The organism is Streptomyces hyaluromycini (assembly GCF_002217755.1).
GTDB lineage: Bacteria > Actinomycetota > Actinomycetes > Streptomycetales > Streptomycetaceae > Streptomyces > Streptomyces hyaluromycini.
The window spans coordinates 766,587-787,114 of record NZ_BCFL01000017.1 but is presented as its reverse complement, the minus strand read 5'-3'; the positions used below and the strand labels follow the sequence as shown (position 1 = coordinate 787,114).

At 70.8% G+C, this 20,528-nt stretch carries 15 protein-coding genes and 1 tRNA gene; 9 read left to right on the top strand and 7 right to left on the bottom strand.

The window, feature by feature from the left end; genetic code table 11:
• The first annotated feature begins 273 nt into the window (after nt 1-273).
• The 4 genes from gyrB (at nt 274) to SSP29_RS11470 (ending at nt 5,981) form a co-directional block, all read left to right on the top strand.
• On the top strand, nt 274-2,343 hold the full coding sequence (gene gyrB, locus SSP29_RS11485; RefSeq protein WP_089100449.1) for a DNA topoisomerase (ATP-hydrolyzing) subunit B: 2,070 nt from the start codon (nt 274-276) through the stop codon (nt 2,341-2,343).
• Nucleotides 2,344-2,385: 42 nt separating this feature from the next.
• Entirely contained in the window at nt 2,386-4,980 is a 2,595-nt protein-coding gene (gene gyrA, locus SSP29_RS11480; protein WP_089100448.1) for a DNA gyrase subunit A, read from the top strand.
• Nucleotides 4,981-4,998: 18 nt separating this feature from the next.
• Entirely contained in the window at nt 4,999-5,793 is a 795-nt protein-coding gene (locus SSP29_RS11475) for a DUF3566 domain-containing protein (protein ID WP_089100447.1), read from the top strand.
• Between the two features lie 111 nt (nt 5,794-5,904).
• A tRNA-Ile gene (locus SSP29_RS11470) sits at nt 5,905-5,981 on the top strand.
• A gap of 239 nt (nt 5,982-6,220) precedes the next feature.
• Here SSP29_RS11470 and SSP29_RS11465 read toward each other — a convergent pair.
• From SSP29_RS11465 to SSP29_RS11455, 3 genes are all read right to left on the bottom strand, one after another.
• Nucleotides 6,221-10,396: an nSTAND1 domain-containing NTPase gene (locus tag SSP29_RS11465; RefSeq protein WP_089100446.1), complete on the bottom strand. Its 4,176-nt coding sequence runs from the start codon at nt 10,394-10,396 to the stop codon at nt 6,221-6,223.
• Between the two features lie 345 nt (nt 10,397-10,741).
• On the bottom strand, nt 10,742-11,218 hold the full coding sequence (locus SSP29_RS11460) for a hypothetical protein (RefSeq protein ID WP_089100445.1): 477 nt from the start codon (nt 11,216-11,218) through the stop codon (nt 10,742-10,744).
• A gap of 188 nt (nt 11,219-11,406) precedes the next feature.
• Nucleotides 11,407-11,856, bottom strand: a complete 450-nt coding sequence (locus tag SSP29_RS11455) for a DoxX family membrane protein (protein WP_089100444.1) — start codon at nt 11,854-11,856, stop codon at nt 11,407-11,409.
• A gap of 251 nt (nt 11,857-12,107) precedes the next feature.
• Here SSP29_RS11455 and SSP29_RS11450 point away from each other — a divergent pair, with 251 nt between their 5' ends.
• From SSP29_RS11450 to SSP29_RS11440, 3 genes are all read left to right on the top strand, one after another.
• Nucleotides 12,108-13,319, top strand: a complete 1,212-nt coding sequence (locus tag SSP29_RS11450) for an amidohydrolase family protein (protein ID WP_089100443.1) — start codon at nt 12,108-12,110, stop codon at nt 13,317-13,319.
• Between the two features lie 74 nt (nt 13,320-13,393).
• Entirely contained in the window at nt 13,394-13,600 is a 207-nt protein-coding gene (locus SSP29_RS11445; protein WP_089100442.1) for a ferredoxin, read from the top strand.
• Nucleotides 13,601-13,603: 3 nt separating this feature from the next.
• Complete coding sequence (locus SSP29_RS11440; protein ID WP_089100441.1) at nt 13,604-14,551, top strand: FkbM family methyltransferase; 948 nt, start codon at nt 13,604-13,606, stop codon at nt 14,549-14,551.
• Nucleotide 14,552: 1 nt separating this feature from the next.
• Here SSP29_RS11440 and SSP29_RS11435 read toward each other — a convergent pair whose 3' ends face one another.
• From SSP29_RS11435 to SSP29_RS11425, 3 genes are all read right to left on the bottom strand, one after another.
• Entirely contained in the window at nt 14,553-15,314 is a 762-nt protein-coding gene (locus SSP29_RS11435) for a glycosyltransferase family 2 protein (RefSeq protein WP_438363785.1), read from the bottom strand.
• A complete protein-coding gene (locus SSP29_RS11430) occupies nt 15,311-16,099 on the bottom strand; it encodes a GntR family transcriptional regulator (protein WP_089100439.1) in 789 nt (262 codons plus the stop codon). The genes SSP29_RS11435 and SSP29_RS11430 overlap by 4 nt, the downstream gene beginning before the upstream one ends.
• A gap of 181 nt (nt 16,100-16,280) precedes the next feature.
• On the bottom strand, nt 16,281-16,622 hold the full coding sequence (locus tag SSP29_RS11425) for a DUF6344 domain-containing protein (RefSeq protein WP_089100438.1): 342 nt from the start codon (nt 16,620-16,622) through the stop codon (nt 16,281-16,283).
• 350 nt (nt 16,623-16,972) lie between these two features.
• Between SSP29_RS11425 and SSP29_RS59320 the strand changes: the two genes are divergently transcribed.
• Nucleotides 16,973-17,101: a DLW-39 family protein gene (locus tag SSP29_RS59320; protein ID WP_003999697.1), complete on the top strand. Its 129-nt coding sequence runs from the start codon at nt 16,973-16,975 to the stop codon at nt 17,099-17,101.
• Between the two features lie 460 nt (nt 17,102-17,561).
• Nucleotides 17,562-18,908, top strand: a complete 1,347-nt coding sequence (locus SSP29_RS11410; RefSeq protein WP_150133952.1) for a hypothetical protein — start codon at nt 17,562-17,564, stop codon at nt 18,906-18,908.
• On the opposite strand, the gene SSP29_RS11405 is transcribed toward SSP29_RS11410, so the two are convergent.
• Nucleotides 18,872-20,506, bottom strand: a complete 1,635-nt coding sequence (locus tag SSP29_RS11405; RefSeq protein WP_089100436.1) for a serine/threonine-protein kinase — start codon at nt 20,504-20,506, stop codon at nt 18,872-18,874. The two genes, SSP29_RS11410 and SSP29_RS11405, sit on opposite strands and share 37 nt — an antisense overlap.
• Nucleotides 20,507-20,528 lie beyond the last annotated feature (22 nt).

Genomic DNA, 20,528 nt, shown 5'->3' with positions numbered 1-20,528 from the left:
TAGCCAAGGGTTGACAGCCGGAAGCGCTGAGTGCCTCCGTGAGCCTCTTGGAGCCCCCATCCGCATATCGGGAGTCGGCGGAGGCCGGTTCAGGGCGGCACATGCGGACTCAGGTACCGGCAAACCCCCATCACTGTCGGCGCTACCGGTAGACTGGAAGACAATCCCGCCCCGAACGTGGGGACCGTCCGGGAAAAGCTGAGCAACGCTGATCAAGGCTTACCAACGCAACATGCCGCAGCCGCTCCGGCAACCCGCCGACGAGCCTGGCTCGTGCTGTGCCAGAAAGGGCGCTTCGTGGCCGATTCCGGCAACCCCAACGAGAACATCCCGTCCACCGACGGCGGCGCGAACGGTGAGGTCACCGCCTCCGCTTCGTACGACGCCAGTGCCATCACCGTGCTCGAAGGGCTGGACGCGGTCCGCAAGCGACCCGGTATGTACATCGGCTCCACCGGCGAGCGCGGCCTGCACCACCTGGTGCAGGAGGTTGTGGACAACTCTGTCGACGAGGCTCTGGCGGGCCACGCGGACACGATCGACGTGACGATCCTGGCCGACGGCGGCGTGCGCGTCGTCGACAACGGCCGTGGCATCCCGGTCGGCATCGTGCCCTCCGAGGGCAAGCCGGCCGTCGAGGTCGTGCTCACCGTGCTGCACGCGGGCGGCAAGTTCGGCGGTGGCGGTTACGCGGTCTCCGGCGGTCTGCACGGCGTCGGCGTCTCGGTAGTGAACGCCCTGTCGACCAAGGTGTCCGTCGAGGTCAAGACCGACGGCCACCGCTGGACGCAGGACTACAAGCTGGGCGTCCCCACGGCTCCGCTGGCCAAGCACGAGGAGACCGGCGAGACGGGCACCTCGGTCACGTTCTGGGCCGACCCGGACATCTTCGAGACCACCGAGTACTCCTTCGAGACGCTGTCGCGGCGCTTCCAGGAGATGGCGTTCCTCAACAAGGGCCTGACGATCCGGCTCACCGACGAGCGCGAGCAGGCGAAGGCCGTGGCCGGCGCCGACGAGGCGGGTGCGGACGAGAAGGCCGAGGTCAAGACCGTCACGTACCACTACGAGGGCGGCATCGTCGACTACGTGAAGTACCTCAACTCCCGCAAGGGAGACGTGGTGCACCCCACGATCATCGACCTGGAGGCCGAGGACAAGGACAAGAGCCTGTCCCTAGAGGTCGCCATGCAGTGGAACAGCGGCTACAGCGAGGGTGTGTACTCGTTCGCCAACATCATCCACACGCATGAGGGCGGCACCCACGAGGAGGGCTTCCGCGCGGCGCTCACCTCGCTGATCAACAAGTACGCGCGCGACAAGAAGCTGCTCCGCGAGAAGGACGACAACCTCACCGGTGACGACATCCGTGAGGGTCTGACCGCGATCATCTCGGTCAAGCTGAGCGAGCCGCAGTTCGAGGGCCAGACGAAGACCAAGCTGGGCAACACGGAGGCCAAGACCTTCGTGCAGAAGGCCGTCTACGAGCACCTGAACGACTGGCTGGACCGCAACCCGGTCGAGGCCGCGGACATCATCCGCAAGGGCATCCAGGCGGCCACTGCGCGCGTGGCGGCCCGCAAGGCCCGCGACCTCACCCGCCGCAAGGGCCTCCTGGAGTCGGCGTCCCTGCCGGGCAAGCTCTCCGACTGCCAGTCGAACGACCCCACCAAGTGCGAGATCTTCATCGTCGAGGGTGACTCCGCCGGCGGCTCGGCCAAGTCCGGCCGCAACCCGCAGTACCAGGCGATCCTCCCGATCCGGGGCAAGATCCTCAACGTCGAGAAGGCGCGGATCGACAAGATCCTGCAGAACCAGGAGATCCAGGCGCTGATCTCCGCCTTCGGCACCGGTGTGCACGAGGACTTCGACATCGAGAAGCTCCGCTATCACAAGATCATCCTGATGGCGGACGCCGACGTCGACGGCCAGCACATCTCCACCCTGCTGCTGACCTTCCTGTTCCGCTTCATGCGGCCGCTGGTCGAGGCCGGGCACGTGTACCTGTCCCGCCCGCCGCTCTACAAGATCAAGTGGGGCCGGGACGACACGGAGTACGCGTACTCGGACCGCGAGCGCGACGCGCTCATCGAGATGGGGCGGCAGCGCGGCAAGCGCGTCCGCGAGGACTCGATCCAGCGCTTCAAGGGTCTCGGCGAGATGAACGCCGAGGAGCTGCGCATCACCACGATGGACCAGGAGCACCGGGTCCTCGGCCAGGTCACCCTGGACGACGCCGCCCAGGCCGACGACCTGTTCTCGGTCCTGATGGGCGAGGACGTCGAGGCCCGTCGCGCTTTCATCCAGCGCAACGCCAAGGACGTCCGCTTCCTCGACATCTGAGTCGGTCTCAGCTGACCGCACCAGGAAGGATCTTGACCAGCTATGACCGACGAGAACACCCCCGTCACCCCTGAAGAGGGCGGCGAGCTCGCGATGCGCGTCGAGCCCGTCGGGCTCGAGACGGAGATGCAGCGCTCGTACCTGGACTACGCGATGTCCGTCATCGTGTCCCGTGCGCTGCCCGACGTCCGCGACGGCCTCAAGCCCGTGCACCGTCGCGTCCTGTACGCGATGTACGACGGCGGCTACCGCCCCGAGCGCGGCTTCTATAAGTGCGCCCGTGTCGTCGGCGACGTCATGGGCAACTACCACCCGCACGGCGACTCCTCCATCTACGACGCCCTGGTGCGCCTCGCCCAGCCGTGGTCGATGCGGATGCCGCTGGTGGACTCCAACGGCAACTTCGGCTCCCCGGGCAACGACCCGGCGGCCGCCATGCGGTACACCGAGTGCAAGCTGGCGCCGCTGTCGATGGAGATGGTCCGCGACATCGACGAGGAGACCGTCGACTTCACGGACAACTACGACGGCCGCTCCCAGGAGCCGACCGTCCTGCCGGCCCGCTTCCCGAACCTGCTGATCAACGGCTCCGCCGGTATCGCGGTCGGCATGGCGACCAACATCCCGCCGCACAACCTGCGCGAGGTCGCGGCCGGTGCCCAGTGGTACCTGGAGAACCCGGAGGCCTCGCACGAGGAGCTCCTGGACGCGCTGATCGAACGCATCAAGGGCCCCGACTTCCCGACCGGCGCGCTGGTCGTCGGCCGCAAGGGCATCGAGGAGGCGTACCGCACGGGGCGCGGCTCCATCACCATGCGCGCGGTCGTCGAGGTCGAGGAGATCCAGAACCGCCAGTGCCTGGTGGTCACGGAGCTGCCGTACCAGACCAACCCCGACAACCTCGCGCAGAAGATCGCCGACCTGGTGAAGGACGGCAAGGTCGGCGGCATCGCGGACGTGCGGGACGAGACCTCGTCGCGTACGGGGCAGCGCCTGGTCATCGTGCTGAAGCGGGACGCGGTCGCCAAGGTCGTCCTCAACAACCTGTACAAGCACACCGACCTGCAGACGAACTTCGGCGCCAACATGCTGGCGCTGGTCGACGGTGTGCCGCGCACGCTGTCGCTGGACGCGTTCATCCGGCACTGGGTGACGCACCAGATCGAGGTCATCGTCCGCCGGACGCGCTTCCGGCTGCGCAAGGCCGAGGAGCGGGCGCACATCCTGCGCGGTCTGCTGAAGGCGCTGGACGCGATCGACGAGGTCATCGCGCTGATCCGGGCGAGCGACACGGTCGAGATCGCGCGTACGGGCCTGATGGACCTCCTGGAGATCGACGAGATCCAGGCCAACGCCATCCTCGAGATGCAGCTGCGGCGACTGGCCGCCCTGGAGCGCCAGAAGATCATCCAGGAGCACGACGAACTCCAGGCGAAGATCACCGAGTACAACGAGATCCTCGCCTCGCCGGTCCGGCAGCGCGGCATCGTCAGCGCCGAGCTCGCCGCGATCGTGGAGAAGTTCGGCGACGACCGCAAGACCATGCTGGTGCCCTACGACGGTGACATGTCCATCGAGGACCTGATCGCCGAGGAGGACATCGTCGTCACGGTCTCGCGCGGCGGCTACGTCAAGCGGACCAAGACCGTCGACTACCGGGCGCAGAAGCGCGGCGGCAAGGGCGTGCGCGGTACGAAGCTGAAGGAAGACGACATCGTCGACCACTTCTTCGTCTCGACCACGCACCACTGGCTGCTGTTCTTCACGAACAAGGGCCGGGTGTACCGGGCGAAGGCGTACGAGCTGCCGGACGCCGGCCGGGACGCGCGCGGTCAGCACGTGGCGAACCTGCTGGCCTTCCAGCCGGACGAGGCGATCGCCGAGATCCTCGCGATCCGGGACTACGACGCGGCGGACTACCTGGTGCTGGCCACCAAGGCCGGTCTGGTCAAGAAGACGCCTCTGAAGGATTACGATTCGCCCCGTTCCGGCGGTGTCATCGCGATCAACCTGCGGGAGCGCGAGGACGGTTCCGACGACGAACTGATCGGTGCCGAGCTGGTTTCGGCGGACGATGATCTGCTTCTGATCAGCAAGAAGGCACAGTCGATCAGGTTCACCGCCTCCGACGACACTCTGCGACCCATGGGCCGGGCCACCTCCGGTGTCAAGGGCATGAGTTTCCGCGCGGACGATGAACTTCTGTCGATGAATGTTGTTCGACCCGGTACGTTCGTGTTCACTGCCACCGACGGGGGGTACGCGAAGCGGACCCGTGTCGACGAGTACCGCGTCCAGGGACGCGGCGGCCTCGGCATCAAGGCCGCCAAGATCGTGGAGGACCGCGGTTCGCTGGTCGGCGCGCTGATCGTCGAGGAGAACGACGAGATCCTCGCCATCACCCTGTCCGGCGGTGTGATTCGTACGCGAGTCAGCGGGGTCAGGGAGACGGGCCGTGACACCATGGGCGTCCAACTGATCAACCTGGGCAAGCGCGATGCCGTGGTCGGTATCGCACGTAACGCCGAGGCCGGCAGCGAGGCGGAGGAAGTCGACGGTGAGGACGCCGTCGACGAGACCGCCGAGGGCCTCGAGACCAGCGGTACGGACGAGGGTGAGGCGCCCTCGGCCGAGTAGCACGAGGAGAGAGTCATCGTGAGCGGAGCCACGGGCGCCGGATCGGCCGGTACCTCGACGGGTACGGATGCGGACGGCGGCGGCCGTGGCTCCGCCGCGTCCGACGGGGACGGTGCGGCGCCGCAGCAGGCGGACACGCACACGACCCAGCTGAAGGCGATCAAGGTGCCCGCGAAGGCGCCCGCGCCGGACGCCCAGGGATCGCAGGGGGGATCTGTGACCGACACCCGAGGGCAGGCCGCGCCGGGCGACCGGCCGGCGCCCGCGCAGCCGCAGCAGCAGGGCGCGTCCCCGCTGCCCGGGGAACGGCGAGCCGAGCAGCCCGCCGGGCCCTACCACCCGCCGCAGGCCTACCCGGCGGGGCAGCCCGCGCAGGCCGCACAGGCGCCCTCGGGGGCCGTACGGCGGCCGCGTACCGGCGCCGGTACGCGCACCGCCCCGCGCACCCGCAAGGCCCGGCTGCGGGTCGCCAAGGCCGACCCCTGGTCGGTGATGAAGGTCAGCTTCCTGCTCTCCATCGCGCTGGGCATCTGCTCGATCGTGGCGGCGGCGGTGCTGTGGATGGTCCTGGACGCGATGGGCGTGTTCTCGACGGTCGGCGGCACCATCTCGGAGGCCACCGGTTCGAACGAGTCGAACGGCTTCGACCTCCAGTCGTTCCTCTCTCTGCCGCACGTCCTGACGTTCACGGCGATCATCGCGGTCATCGACGTCGTCCTCGCGACGGCGCTGGCGACCCTCGGCGCGTTCATCTACAACCTCTCCGCCGGCTTCGTCGGCGGCATCGAGCTGACCTTGGCCGAGGACGAGTAACCGGAGTTCAAACCTCTCCTGACGCTCCCCCGACAACCGATTTTGGGACTGCCCCGGTCGTGCGCTAATCTTCAGGAGTCAGCGCGCGGGACACACACCGCAGAGCGCGGCGGGGCTATAGCTCAGTTGGTTAGAGCGCATCCCTGATAAGGATGAGGCCACAGGTTCAAATCCTGTTAGCCCCACCAGCACGAAGACCCCCGGTCCGGATGGATCGGGGGTCTTTTACGTTCATGGAGCCTGGTGCCATGGGGTGTGGTTCATGCGGCAGGGCATGAAAAGGCCCGATCGCTGGCGACGGGGGATGCACCAGCGACCGGGCTACGACCAGCCTAACAAGGTGGCCTGTGCGGTGGGAGTCAACTTCTCGGCCGTCATGAGCAGTTGTGATCGGGATCACTCAAAGGCGGTCAGGGGTGGGGGTGGATCAGGCTTCGCAGGGCGGGTCGTAGGCGAGGCGGGGGAGGTACTCGCGCCATTTGGCGGGCGTCAGGACGTCGCGGGTGACCGAGCAGATGCGGGTGACCGCCTGGTCGACGTCCAGGCTCCACAGGCGGACCGTGTCGGCGCCGCTGGAGACGCCCAGCATGTTGCTCCGCGGGCTGAAGGAGAGGAAGTTGCCCGTCTTGGCGTTGGGACTCATGGACTGGCCGATGGGATGGGCCGAGGACGGGGACGACACGTTCCAGAGGCGGACCGTGTTGTCGTTGCCGCCACTGGCCAGCGTCCTGCCGTCCCGGCTGAAGGTCAGGGAGACGACCGCCTCGGTGTGGCCGGTGAGGACCACGCCCAGCCGGGTCGCGTGCGCGGGATCGGAGACGTTCCAGAGGCGGACCGTGTCGTCGTCGCTGCCGCTGGCCAGGGTGCGCCCGTCGGGGCTGTAGGCGAGGGTGTTGATGGGGCCCAGGTGGCCCTTGAGGGGGGCGCCCAGGGGCCTGGCACGGGTCCGGTCGGAGACGTTCCAGAGGCGTACGGTGCCGTCCGCGCTGCCGCTGGCCAGGGTCCTGCCGTCCGGGCTGAAGACGAGCGCGTTGACGTAACCGGTGTGGCCCCGCAGGGGCTCGCCGAGGCGCTTGGGGTGGGCCGGGTCGCTGATGTCCAGGAGCTGGACCGTGCGGTCGTCGTAGTCGGCGGCCACGGTGCGCCCGTCGGGGCTCAGCGCCAGTGCCTCGGAGCCCGCGTACCGGGTGTTCAGCCGCACCGGCGCACCGTACTGGGCGGGGTGCGCGGGGTCGGAGACGTTCCACAGCTGCACCCAGCTGAGGTTGTCCTCGCTGGTCAGGATGATCAGGGTGTGGCCGTCCCGGGTGAACACCATCGAGCGCAGGTCCCGCGACCCGGTCGTGAAGGGTTCGCCGAGCGCGGTGGGCCGGGCCGGGTCCGTGATGTTCCACAGCCGCATCCTGCTGTCACCGCCGCCGGTGGCCAGGACGCGGCCGTCCGGGCTGAACGCCCCCGCCGCGCCGATCATGTCCGAACCCGGGATCGACCACAGGCGCACCTTGCCGTCACCGCTGCCGGTGGCGAGGGTCTGACCGTCGGGGCTCCAGCCGACGGCGTACATCTCGCCGCTGCTGCCCGCGAGCGGCTCGCCGACCTGGGAGGGGAAGGCCGGGTTGTCGACGTTCCACAGGCTGGCCGTGGAGTCCGCGCTGCCCGCGGCGAGCATGGAACCGTCGGGGCTGAAGGCCACCGACCACACGGGCCCGGTATGGCCGGTGAGCGGCGCGCCGAGGGCCTTGGCACGCGTCCGGTCCGAGACGTCCCACAGCCGTACGGTGTCGTCCTTGCTGCCGCTGGCGAGGGTGCGGCCGTCCGGGCTGAAGGCCACCGAGTGCACGGTCGCGGTGTGCCCGGTCAGCGGAGCGCCGACGCGCTCGGGGCGCCGGGGGTCGGAGACGTCGTACAGGAGGATCGAGTTGTCGTCGCTGCCGGCCGCGAGGGTGCGGCCGTCGGGGCTGAACGCGATGGAGCGTACGGCCTCGGTGTGGCCGGTGAGGGGGCCCAGCGAAGCGGGGTGGCGCGGGTCGTGCACATCCCAGAGCCGGACGGTGTGGTCCTCGTCGGCGGCGGCCAGGGTACGGCCGTCCGGGCTGAAGGCGACGAGGTAGATGGTGCCGTCGCGGCCGGCCAGCGGGGAGCCCAGGGAGGCGGGGTGCTTCGGGTCGGAGACGTCCCACAGCCGTACGGTGCCGTCGTCGCCGGCGCTGGCCAGCGTCTTGCCGTCCGGGCTGAAGACCGCGCTGGAGACCCAGCTCGTGTGGCCGAGCAGGGGCTTGCCCAGGGCCTTCGGCCGCGTCGGGTCACTCACGTCCCACAGCCGGACCGTGCGGTCGTAGGCGGCCGTGGCCAGGATCTTGCCGTCGGGGCTGAAGGAGGTGAGGTAGACGGCGCCGGTGTGGCCGAGCAGCGGGGTGGCCAGCGGGGCGTTGACGATGGATATCAGGCGGTTGTTGGCGCCCTCGTCGTCCGGGCGCAGGTCGTGGGCCACCAGGTCGAGCTGGGCGGACAGCGACGGGTCCGAGTACTGGAAGCGGTCGGCCTCCGCGACCACCTGCTCGAACACCGCGGCGTCCCGCTGCTGCCGGGCGATCACGGCGGAGCCGGCGGCCAGTACCGCGAGCACGACCAGCGCCGACACGGCGGCCCGGCTGAGCCACACCGTGCGTCGGCGCAGCCGTACCGAGGCCGCCAGGAACTCCACCGCGCTGCGGGTCAGGTAGGTGTCCCCGGCCGACTTCGCCCAGGTGTGGGCCTGTTCGAGCCGTGAACCGCGGTAGAGCAGGGACGAGTCGTGGCTCGACTCGTCCCAGGCCCGGCCGTCCTCCGCCAGGCGCTGCCGCAGCAGATTGCCGTTGCGGTCCTCGTCGAGCCACTCGCGCAGCCGGGGCCAGGCGTGCAGCAACGCCTCGTGGGTGATCTCCACGGTGTCGGCGTCGAGGGTCACCAGCCGGGCCTGGACCAGGGCTTCGAGTGACTCCTCCGTCTTGTTCGGGTCGGTGGATTCCGCGGCCAGCTGGCGCCGGGTGCCACGTCTGCGGGTCGCCTGCGTGTCCTCGCCGAGCCGTACCAGGCGGAGCAGGAGCAGCCGGGCGGCGGTGCGGGCGGCCGGGTCCAGGCTGGACCAGGCGCGTTCCGCGGTCGCGGCGACGGCGCCCTGGATGCCGCCGGCGGCCCGGTAGCCGGCCAGCGTCAGCCGGCCCGCCTTGCGGCGCTGCCAGGTGGCGAGCAGGGCGTGGGAGAGGAGGGGGAGGACACCGGCGTCATGGGCACCCCGCGGACCGTCCGCGCTCACCTCCCGGACGATCAGCTCGGAGAGGCCGGGCTCCAGCTCCAGGCCCACGGCCTTGGCGGGAGCGGCCACCGCCTCGCGCAGCTCGGCGGTGGTCAGCGGGCCGAGCACCATGTGCCGGTGCTGGAGCGCGTCGGCCAGCTCCGGGTAGCCGAGGCACTGTTCGTAGAAGTCGGCACGGATACCGAGGACCACCAGGGCGGGGGCCGGTTCGCCGGAGGCGGCGGGGGTGCTGGCCGTGTGCAGGAACTGGACGAAGGTGCGCCGGTCCGCCTCGTCGGTGCAGAGGGTGAAGGTCTCCTCGAACTGGTCGACGATGAGGACTGGACGGGCTGGATCGCGCTTTGAGAGGCGCCATGTTTCACGTGAAACATCGACGGTCGACCCGGCCGCGGTGGGTACAGCGTCGGCGGGCGCGGCGTCATTCGATCCGGCGTCGGTCGACCCGGCAATGGCCGATCCGGCCACGGTCGACCCGGACTTGGTCGGCACGGACTTGGTCGGCGCGGGCTCGGTTTCGCGTCGGGTCCAGGCCGTGATCGCCTGTCGTACGGCGTCCGGATCGTCGGGGTCTGCCAGCTCGGCCAGTTCGGGTATTCGGCGGATCAGCTCCTTCACGGGGTCCGCGCCCGGGACGAGTTGAAGGATGTGGTGCGGGCGGCCCTCGCCATCGGTCAGGGCGCCGCTCTGCAGTGCGGTGACCAGGCCGGCGTTCAGCAGTGAGGACTTTCCCGCACCCGAGGCGCCGACCAGCATCACCAGACCGCCGGCCGCCTCGGCGGAACGGAGCTGGGCGACCAGCGCGTCGGTGCTGCGCTCCCGGCCGAAGAACCAGCGGGCGTCCTCACGACGGTAGGAGGCCAGACCCCGGTACGGGCAGACGCTGTCGACCGGCGGCGGCTGGTCCGTCTCCTCGGCCGCTTCCGGTGCGGGCAGCTCGCCGACCGGGTCGGCCACGGCCCGCTCCCACAGTTTCTGCCACTGGGTCATGTCGTAGAGCCCGCCGGACACCGGCACCGGCTGGGCGCGGCGAGCCTGCGGAATCAGGACCTGCAGGACGGCGGAGAGGGCGACGAACTGGGCGGGCACGTTCTTCGCCCGCCGCCAGTCGCTGATCCGCTGCGCGGAGACCCGCACGGGCCGGCCCCGCTCGTCGACGCGATGCAGCCGGTCGACCGCTTCGGCGACGCGTTTGAGCGGAGGATTACCGGCCTCCTTGTACAGCAACGCGAGGCGTTCCGCGAAGGCTGTACGTGCCCCTGCGTCGGGACCCAAAGCTCTCCACCCCTTACTTTCCCCGCTACTGGCCATCCGGACCGGAAAACTCACTTTATACGGCTGACCTGCGGCGAAGCCCTGGACCGGACGTCCTGCCCTCCTCAGAGGGACTCCTCGACTGGCAGGATTTCGCCGCAGCACCGCGGTGATCGGGCATCGCCCCGACCGGCCGACCAGCTCAGCACTCGCAGAGACAGCTCACGGCACCGCATGTTCTCGGTCACCTTCGACCGGCGGCCTTCCGCCGGAGTGGCCGTACGACACGAGCTGCTTCCGCGCACTGAGCAGGTAACCGGTTTCAGTGCGCGGCCCGACACCACCCGCGCCGTTCGGCACCGGTCCCCACGTGGGGAGGGACCGGTGCCGAACGGCACGGGATCACATCCAGCCCGCCGTGCGGGCCGCCGCGGCCGCGCGTTCCTCCGCTTCGTCGGCCTTCGCGTTCAGAGCCGCGTCCCGTCCCGCCGCCGTGCCGCCGGCCGCCGTCGCGGCCGCCCGGGATGCGGTGAGGGCGGTACGCAGGGCCGTCGCCGTCTCGGCGCGCTCGTCCAGGGAACCGGCCACCTGCGCGGCCAGCGCCGCGGTGGCGGCGGCGTTGCGGGCGCAGCGGGCGTCCGCCGCCGGATCGGGTGCGGTGCCGGCCAGGGCGGTGAGCGACCGGGCCGACAGCCGGAGCGCGTTCGCGGCCCGGCCCACCGGACCGGTCGGGACGGTCTGTGCCGCTTCGGGGTCGATCCCCGCGTGCCGGCAGGCGGCCACCGCGCGCTCGTACGCGCTGCGGGCGCGCGCCGAGTGCAGCTTCCTCAAGGTGTCCGGCGAGGGGGAATCCGAGGGGGACTTCGAGGGGTCGGTCATCAGCTGTGCCTCTTCGCTGGGAGTGCGGTGATGGGGCAGAGGGTCGCTGCGGGTGAGTGGGGGCTGGTCGCGCCCACGCGGCGGTAGCCGCATATCAGAAACAGCCCCGCGCCCCTTCGGGGGCGCCTCATCGCGGGCCCCTCATTGCGGGAGCTCCCCCAGGGGCCCCGCCTCCCGAAGCGTGTCGGCTAGCCGAACAGGCCCAGTGCCGAGTCCACCGACCAGCTCTGCCAGCTGACGGCGAACAGGCCGACGACGGAGATCAGGGCCATCATCAGGTTCTGCCCCTGTTCGGCCCAGTCGTGGATCATCAGGACCAGGTAGACCAGGTTGAGCAGGAACCCGGCCACCAGCGCGATCGGCGTGAGGAAGCCGGAGACCAGGCCGAGGCCCAGGGCGAGCTCCGCGTACGCCACGACGTAGGCCATCAGCCGGGGGCGGGGCGCGACGACGGTGTCGAAGCCCCGCCGGACCACCGGCCAGCGGTGCTTCTCCGCGACACCGGCCGCCCACCGGATGCCTCCGCCGCCGAACCACTGCTTCTTGTCCTTGTGCCGCCAGCTCTCCAGCCACCACAGACCGAGCCCGATGCGGAGTACCGCGAACCATTCGGCACCGCTCAGCAAGGCTGATCGCATCCCGCACCCTCCCCGGACCCCGAACCGACCTGACGAACCGTCAGTTCAGCGGAAGGCGGCGCGCGTCGCAAGAGGGAGGGCGGAGCGAACTCGGAGAAGGGGCCGTGCCTCGAGAGGCGGGGGTGTCCGGGTGGGGCGCGGGATGTGGCGGGCCTTGCTGGTGCAGGCTCCTGGGCCTAGCCTGAATGCCGACGGCTTATCTGATGGACCGTCAGATAAATTCGGAACTCCGCAGGCAGCAGGGGGTAGGCATGGCAGAGCACGCGACCGGCACCCAGGATCTGCCCAGGGTGATCAGCGTGGACGACCACGTGATCGAGCCCGCACACCTCTTCGAGCGGTGGCTGCCGGGCAAGTACCGCGACAAGGGGCCCAAGCCCTTCACCGCCGGCATCGGCGAACTCGCCTACGTCGGCGGCAAGTACCGTTTCACCACCGACCCCGAGGGCCAGATCACCGACTGGTGGGAGTACGAGGGCCTGCTCTTCCCGTACAAGCGCATCATCGCCGCCGTCGGCTTCTCCCGGGACGAGATGACGCTCGACGGCATCACCAGGGAGCAGATGCGGCGCGGCTGCTGGGACCCCAAGGCCCGCCTGGAGGACATGGACATGAACCATGTCGAGGCCTCCCTCTGCTTCCCGACCTTCCCCCGCTTCTGCGGGCAGACCTTCGCCGAGGCCAAGGACAAGGAGGTCGCGCTGGCCTGTGTCCGCGCCTACAACGACTGGATGGTCGAGGAGTGGTGCGGGGACAGCGCCGGCCGGCTGATCCCGCTGTGCCTGATCCCCCTGTGGGACATCGACCTGGCCGTCGCCGAGATCCGGCGCAACGCCGAGCGGGGCGTCCGGGCGGTCACCTTCAGCGAGATCCCGACCTACCTGGGCCTGCCGTCCATCCACTCCGGCTACTGGGACCCGTTCTTCGCGGTCTGCGAGGAGACCGGGACGGTCGTCAACATGCACATCGGGTCGAGTTCCCAGATGCCGGCCGCCTCCCCGGACGCCCCGCCCGCCGTCCAGGCCTCGCTCAGCTTCAACAACGCCATGGCCTCGATGATGGACTTCCTCTTCTCGGGGGTCCTGGTGAAGTTCCCCCGGCTGAAACTCGCGTACAGCGAGGGCCAGATGGGCTGGATCCCGTACGCCCTGGAGCGCGCCGACGACGTCTGGGAGGAGCACCGCGCCTGGGGCGGGGTGAAGGACCTGATCCCCGAGCCGCCCTCGACGTACTACTACCGGCAGATCTTCTGCTGCTTCTTCCGCGACCGGCACGGCATCGAGGCGATCGAGACGATCGGCGTGGACAACGCGACGTTCGAGACGGACTACCCGCACGTCGACTCGACCTGGCCGGAGACCAAGCGGGTGGCCCAGGAACACGTGGGCGGCCTCGCCCCGGAGGTCGCCTACAAGCTGCTGCGCGGCAACGCGATCCGGATGCTGGAGCTGCCCTTCACATAGCCCGACGGCCCCGCCACGGCCCCGCCACGGCCCCGGCCGGTTCAGCGGGCCGCCCGGTGGGCAGGGGACCTGCCATGAAGGTCTCCGTCGACGCCGACGTCTGTTACGGGTCGGGTGAGTGTGCCTTCCGGGCACCCGCTGTGTTCGGATTCGAGGACGGGTACGGTTTCGTCCTGCCCGGACGGGAGGAGTCCGGGGACGACGACGAACTGATCCGGGACATCGCCGAGCGCTGCCCGTCGCAGGCGATCCGGATCGACGGCCGAAGGGTCACCGACTAGCGGATGAGCACCAGCCGCACCAGCCCCACCAGCCCCACCGAACTCCTGGCCACCCTCGGCCGCCGCTACGTCCGCGACTTCCCCGGCCCCTGGGGCAAGACCCTCGCGGCCCGCGCGCTCAACCCCTACCTGCGCGACCACCCCCGGCGGCGGGTCGTCGAGACGCTCTCCGGCGCCCGGTTCGCGGTCGACACCCAGGACCTCATCCAGCGCTACCTCTACCTCTTCGGGGTGTGGGAGCCGCACATGACCCGCTGGCTGCGCGGGCGGCTGGCGCCGGGGGACTGCTTCGTCGACGTCGGCGCCAACATCGGCGTCTTCAGCGTCCTCGCCTCCCAGCTGGTCGGAGAGCAGGGCCGGGTCGTGGCCGTCGAGGCCTCCCCCGCCTTCCACCGCCGCCTCGAACAGCAGAGCGCGCTCAACGGCTGCCGGAACATCCGCGCGGTCAACGCCGCCGTCTCCGACGCCCACCGCACCCTGACCTTCGTGCTCGCCAGCTCCCGCAACATGGGCGCCAACAGCATCGTCCCGTGGGACGGCCCGGCCGAGTCCAGCTTCGACATCGAGGCCGTGCCGCTGCCCGAACTGCTCCGGCCGGAGGAGATCGAGACCGCGCGGGTCGTCAAGATCGACGTGGAGGGCGCCGAGGGCGCGGTGGTGCGCGGGCTCGCCCCCCTGCTGGAGAAGCTGCGCCCGGACGCCGAGATCACCGTAGAGGTCACCCCCGACCGGATGGCCCAGCTGGGCGACTCCGCGGACGACCTGCTGCGCACCATGACCGACGCCGGCTACCACGTCTACCGGCTCGCCAACAGCTACGCGGTCGACAGCTACCCCCGCGCCCTGTACGGCGAACCGGTGGTCCCGGTCCGCTGGGAGCGCCCGGTGACCGAGGAGAGCGACCTGGTGTTCTCGCGCGTGGACGCGGCGACGCTGAGCCCTGCCGGGTAGGTCAGCCGTACCGCCAGCCGAACTCTGCCAGGGCCCGTGCCCGTGCCGCCACGACCGTCATGCGGGCCTCCCGTTCCACCGGGTCGGTGTGTGCGGGGCGGCCGGTGGCCTGGCCCTCCCACTTGCGGTAGAGCAGCCCGACCTCTGCCGAGAACCAGCCCCGGCTCACGGCGTCGAGGGCGAGCAGCAGCCCGGTGTCCTCGGAGGCGGGCAGCGCCATCCAGCCGCCCAGAGCGAGCAGCAGTTCGCGGCGGACGAAGAGGGTGGCCGGATGGACCTGGGCGCGGAAGTCGTGCGCCGTCCAGTGGCCGAGCACCGTCCCGCGCTCGACCGGACCCTCCTCCGGGTCGCCCGGGAAACCGGCCGTGGAACCGTCCGGCAGCAGGTCCAGGGCCCGTGAGGTGGCCCAGCCGATGTCCGGGCGGCCCTCCAGCGCGGCCAGGTCACGGGCCAGCGCACCCGGTGTGAGCTGGTCGTCGGCGTCGAGGACCTTGATGTACGAGCCCTCCGCCCGGGCCAGTGCGAGGGTGCGCGCGACCCCGGGACCACCGGCGCGGCCCCGCCCGAACGACACCCGCGCGTCGTCGGGCACATAGGCGCGGACCCCGTCTCCGTCTCCGTCCTCCTGGATCAGCCACTGCCACTCCCACCCCTCGGGCAGTCGCTGCTCGCACAGTGACCTGTAGGCCTCGGGCAGGAAGCGGGCCGACGGCGCGTGGACCGCGGTGACGACGGTGATGCGCCGGGTCACGGCAGCGCTCACCACCTTTCGAGGTGTGTGGTGAAAAGCAGTTCGGTGCGGTCGCCGGGGAGCGTGACGGCGGTGATGTCCACGATGCGGTCGCGGATGTCGTACGACGTCTTGCGCAGCAGGATCACCGAGGTGCCGGCCGGCAGGTCCAGCTCCCGGGCCTCCTCGGGCGTCGGCGGGCGGGCGGTGAAGCGCTCCTCGACGCGGTCGACCTCGATGCCGACGGTGTGGAGCTGGTTCTGGGTGCCGCCCGGCCAGGGCTCGTTGGTCTCGTCCAGGAGATCCGGGTTGGCCGCGATCATGTCGCGGACCAGGTAGGAGGTCACCAGGTTGAAGGGGGCGGTCTCGGCGGAGTGCCAGGTCCGGTAGGTGCGTTCGAGGAGCACAGTGCCCTCCGGTACTCCGAACGCGTCGGCGAGGTCGCTGGGCGCGGTCAGCTCGCGGTAGCGTGCGAAGAAGACCAGGTCGCCGCTGACCAGGCCGGTCTCGCGCTCGGTCGCGCCGGTCTGGGCCCGGGTGGCCTCCGGCATCCGGGCGCGGTCCTTCTCCCACTGGTGCCGTTCGTTGTCGCGGATCGCGCGGGTGCGCGGGCGGCGCACGAAGGTGCCGCTGCCGTGCCGCTTGTCGATCAGGCCCTCGGCGCTGAGCAGCCGCAGCGCGTTCTGGATCGTGGGTACGCTACGGCCGTGCTGCCGGGCCAGCTCCGCCTCGGAGGGAAGCCGGGCACCGGGCTTGAGCTCACCGTTCCGGATGGCACGCCGGAGGTCGTCGGCGATCTCCTCGTAGGCCTTGGGCACATGATTCAGCCTACGACTCCTTAAGAGGAGTTGAGGAGTCGAGCCGTTCCGTCCATTCCATGGACGTGCGGAGGCCCGCGGCCGGATCGATCCCGGTCGCGGGTCTGTTGTCGCAGTAGGCGCTGGTACGTACGCAAGTCGCCCTTGCGCCGTTGCGTCCGAGCCGTCTGTACCGGAGGGGTCAGCAGTCGAGCGGTGCCGCGGGGGGCTCTGCCGGGTTCTCGGACTCGGTGGTGTCCAGGGGGTGCTGGCGGCAGCTGGGGGTCTTGCCGTGGGCCTCGGCCCGGATGCGCTGCTTCATCGTGGGCGGCAGGGACCTGGCGTGGGACCAGAGCCAGTGGCTTTGTGCCGGGATCATCACCCGGCCCGTGCTGTGGTCGTCACCGGTGCTGTTGCGCGGGGTCTCGGTCTGCGGTACTGCGGCGGCGGTGGTGGCGGAGACGAATCCGAGCGCCGTGCACAGCGCGAGGAAGGCGGTGACGATGGCGGTCCACAGCTTCGTGACCTGGGCGTTCCGGGCCATGGCCCCTCACTTTCGGGTTGGGCGATTTGCGTACTTTCCTCATGATGTGTATGGGCGTCGCGAAGTGGGGGACGTCGGACTGTGGCGCGTCGATGTTCTGATGAACACCACACGGATGGGTGCATGGAGTGGGAAAAATCCCAAGAAAGAGCCGTGAAAGGAGTCGAGAGGGAGCAAAGTAACCGTCCGTGGAGGTGTGATCACCCTCCGATCGGAGTGGTCCGACCTTGTGCAACGCCTTGTGGCGGACCGGAGTTGGGGTCGGATGCCAGGTCACCGATCGATATCGGTCGGTGTGTATAGTCGGGCGCCAGAGGTCCCCTACGTCAAGGAAGAGACGAGGTCGCGCGGTGAAGAAGCTTCTCCTGGTCGCACTGGCCGCCATCGGCGGGCTCCTCGTGTACCGCCAGATCCAGGCGGATCGCGCCGAGCAGGATCTGTGGACGGAGGCGACTGACTCCGTGCCCACGGGTTCGTGAGTACCGACAACAGACGACACTGAGACCCCGACCGCCTGAGCGGTCGGGGTTTTGCGTTGCCGGGGCGGCCTGACCGGCCGACGGACGGACGAGCAGGCCGACGGGCCCGGCACGGCAAGACGGACGAGCAGGCCGACGGACAAGCAGGCGGGCGCGGGCGGACAGGCTGGCGTTGTCGGGGCGGCTTGACCGGCCGACGGTCGGACGGGCAGGCCGACGGGCCCGGCACGGCAAGACGGACGAGCAGGCCGACGGACAAGCGGGCGGGCGCGGGCGGACAGGCTGGCGTCGACGGGCAGGCTGGGCGCGGGCAGGCCGGCGTCGGCGGGCAGGCCGGGGTGCGATGCGGGCGTTTCGGACGGTCGTGGGGATCCCCGGGTGGCGCGAGGGCGCGCGGGGCAGTATGGGGCCGGCCGGTCCCGGACTTCGGAGGCCGGCGAACGACGGCTGGGGGGCGCGCGTGATACGGCGGTGGCGTACGGCGGCATGGCGGGGCATCGGCGCGACGGCAGCCCTCGCACTGACGGCACTGCTGCCGACCTCGGCGGCCTGCGCCGCCTCCGCTGCCCCCGCTTCCGCCGAGTCCTCCGGTGTCTCCGCGAACGGTGGCAGCGGATACGCCTTCGCCCCCGACGCCCGCACGGTCACCGGCGCGACGGGCACCACGGACGCCGTACCGCTGGAGCCCGGTACGACCTACCGCAGCACCCTCCCGGACAAGGGCGGGCTGTACTTCCGCCTCGAACTCGCCGCCGACACCACGTCCTACGTCCCCGTCACCGCCGTTCCGCCCTCCACCGCCACCGTCTCCGCCAGCGACGGCATCGAGGTCTCCATCGAGGACGCCAACGGCACCGCCTGCGACTACGACAGCGCCCGCTTCGGTGCCGGGCTCAGCCCCCGGCCGGTCACGGCGGTGGGGCGCCGGGACGCGGGCAGGGCGCTGTGCCAGGACGCCGGCACCTACTACGTGGTCGTCGAACGGCTCGTGTCCGGCTCGCGGACCACCACCCCGGGCAGCTGGGACCTGGAGATCGCCCCCGTCACCGAACCGGCCCTGGTCAAGGCCGGCGCCACCACCGCCCCCGAGGCCTGGAACTCCGCGTCGCCCGAGCCGCTCACCGCAGAACCCCGCCGCCGCACCGCGGGCGCCGGCTTCGCCACGGCCCGCACCCTGGACCAGGGCGTCTGGCAGACCGACATCACGCCCGGCCAGACCCTCTACTACGCCGTCCCGGTGGACTGGGGCCAGCAGCTGCACGCCACCGTCGACCTGGGCAGCACCAGCGGCGAAGCTCACGGCTATGTCAGCGCCGCGCTCAACCTCTCCCTCTACAACCCGGTCCGCGGCTACGTCGACGACGTCTCCCTCGGCTACGACGGCACCCAGAAGTCGTCCTCCCTCGAACCCCTGCCACCCGTGGCGTACGCCAACCGGTACGCCGTCTCCGGCGCGGAGAGCTCCGTCCGCTTCGCCGGTGCCTACTACCTCGTCGTCCACCTCACCGGGCAGACCGCGGACACCTTCGGTAAGGGGCCGTACGGCGTCACGCTCCATGTCCGCGTCGACGGCACCCCGAACTCCGGCCCCGCGTACGCCGGTTCGCCGGTCCCGAAGGGCGTCTTCGACGTGTCCTCGGACCGGGGGAGCCTCGGGACCGCGGCCGGTGACGGCGACACGGCGATGCGGGCGCTCGCGGTCGGCGGCATCGGCACGGGCACGGCCCTGCTGCTGGTCCTGGGCGTGTGGACGCTGACCGCCCGGCGCGCTCAGATCCGGGCCAACGCCCAGAAACCGACGGCGTAACAGGCCAGCGCGAGGAGAAGGATGGGCACGGCCGCCCTGGCGGGAGGACCGGGCCTACGTGCCCGCCGCCGGCGCCGGCCATGGGTGCGGACCGACGGCGGCGGGGCCTGCGGGTCACGCGCGGTGTAGGTGGCGGTGGTGGTGGTGTCCGTGTCCGGCCCGGCCGGGGGGAGTGGCTGCGCGGGCGGCCACGGGGTGTGGGGCTGCGCGACCGGGGCGGCCTGCTGCGGCACCGGCTGCCGCTGGGCGTACGGCGGGTACGGCGGTGTCGGCCCGGGCTGCACCGCGGCGGGGGCCGGGGTGACCGGCGTCCGGGGCGGGGGGAGCCGGAAGCTGCCGGTGTCGGACATGGAGACGGGGGCCGAGGGGGTTCCGGTACTGCCGGCGTCGACCGCCGGAGGTCCGTCAGCGCTTCCCACCCGGGCCCCGGGCGCCGCCGTACCTGCCCCTGCACCCGTGCCCGCCGTGCCTTCCCCCACACCCGTGCCCGCCGCCGGACCCGGTCCCGCCTCGGCTGCCTCCTCCGAGCCCGTCCCTGTGGTCGTCCCTGCCGTACCGGCGGCCGATTCCCCAGCCGTCACGCGGCCCGGGGCGGCCCCGGCTGCCGCTCCCGGCGCCGCTGCGGCGGCTGCCTCCGCTGCTGACCTCGCTCCCGGCGTACCAGGCCCTGCCGCAGTCCCCGTCGCCCCCCGAGCCGTATCGCCCCCCGAAGCCGCCCGCACCGGACCATCGGGCCCGAACCCCTTGGGCAGTGGCCCCAGTTGGTCGAAGATCTCGATCGAGTCGTCGTCGGCGTCCGTCTCCGGGAGGAGTTCCCTGGCCTGGGCGAGGGCCTTGCGGGCTCCTGTGGCGGTGTGGAAGCGGGCGCGGGGGTCTGGCTGGAGGAGGCTGGCGACGACCTGCCAGAGCGGGTCCGGGATGCCCTTGGGCGCTCCCGGGGTGCCGTGTTCGGCGAAGTACTGGACGAGCGCCTTGGCGTCGGGCTTGGCGCCTTCGAGGAGATACAGGGCGACCAGGCCGACGGCGAACAGATCGGCCGTGAAGTCGGGCTCGGCGCCCAGGAGTTGCTCGGGCGCGATGTAACCCGGCGTACCGACCACGAGGTTGGTCTCGGTCAGCCGGGCCTCGCCGAGCCGCATGGCGATGCCGAAGTCGGACAGGCGCAGCCGGGGACGGGCGGTGCCGGTCGCTTCCAGCAGGATGTTCGCGGGCTTGATGTCCCGGTGGACCACGTCCTCGGCGTGCACCGCGGCGAGGCCGGAGAGCAGCTGGTCGAGGAGAGTGCAGACGAACAGCGGGGGCAGGGGACCGTAGTCCCCCACGAGGTGCACCAGCGAGCCGCCGGCGACCAGGTCCATCGTGAACAGGACCTTGTCGTCGTCGGCGGCCCAACTGGCCGGAGCCAGGACATGGGGGTGGTCGATGCGCAGCGCCTGCTCCCGCACGAAGCGCAGCAGCGCGTGGGCGTCGCTCTGCTGGAGCACCTTGGCCGCCACATAGCGCTTGCGCCGGTGGTCCCAGGCGCGCCAGACGGCGCCCACTCCGCCATGACCGATCGGGTCGGCCAGTTCGTACCGGCCCGCGAAGACCTCACCCATGACTGCCCGTAGCCCTCCCCCT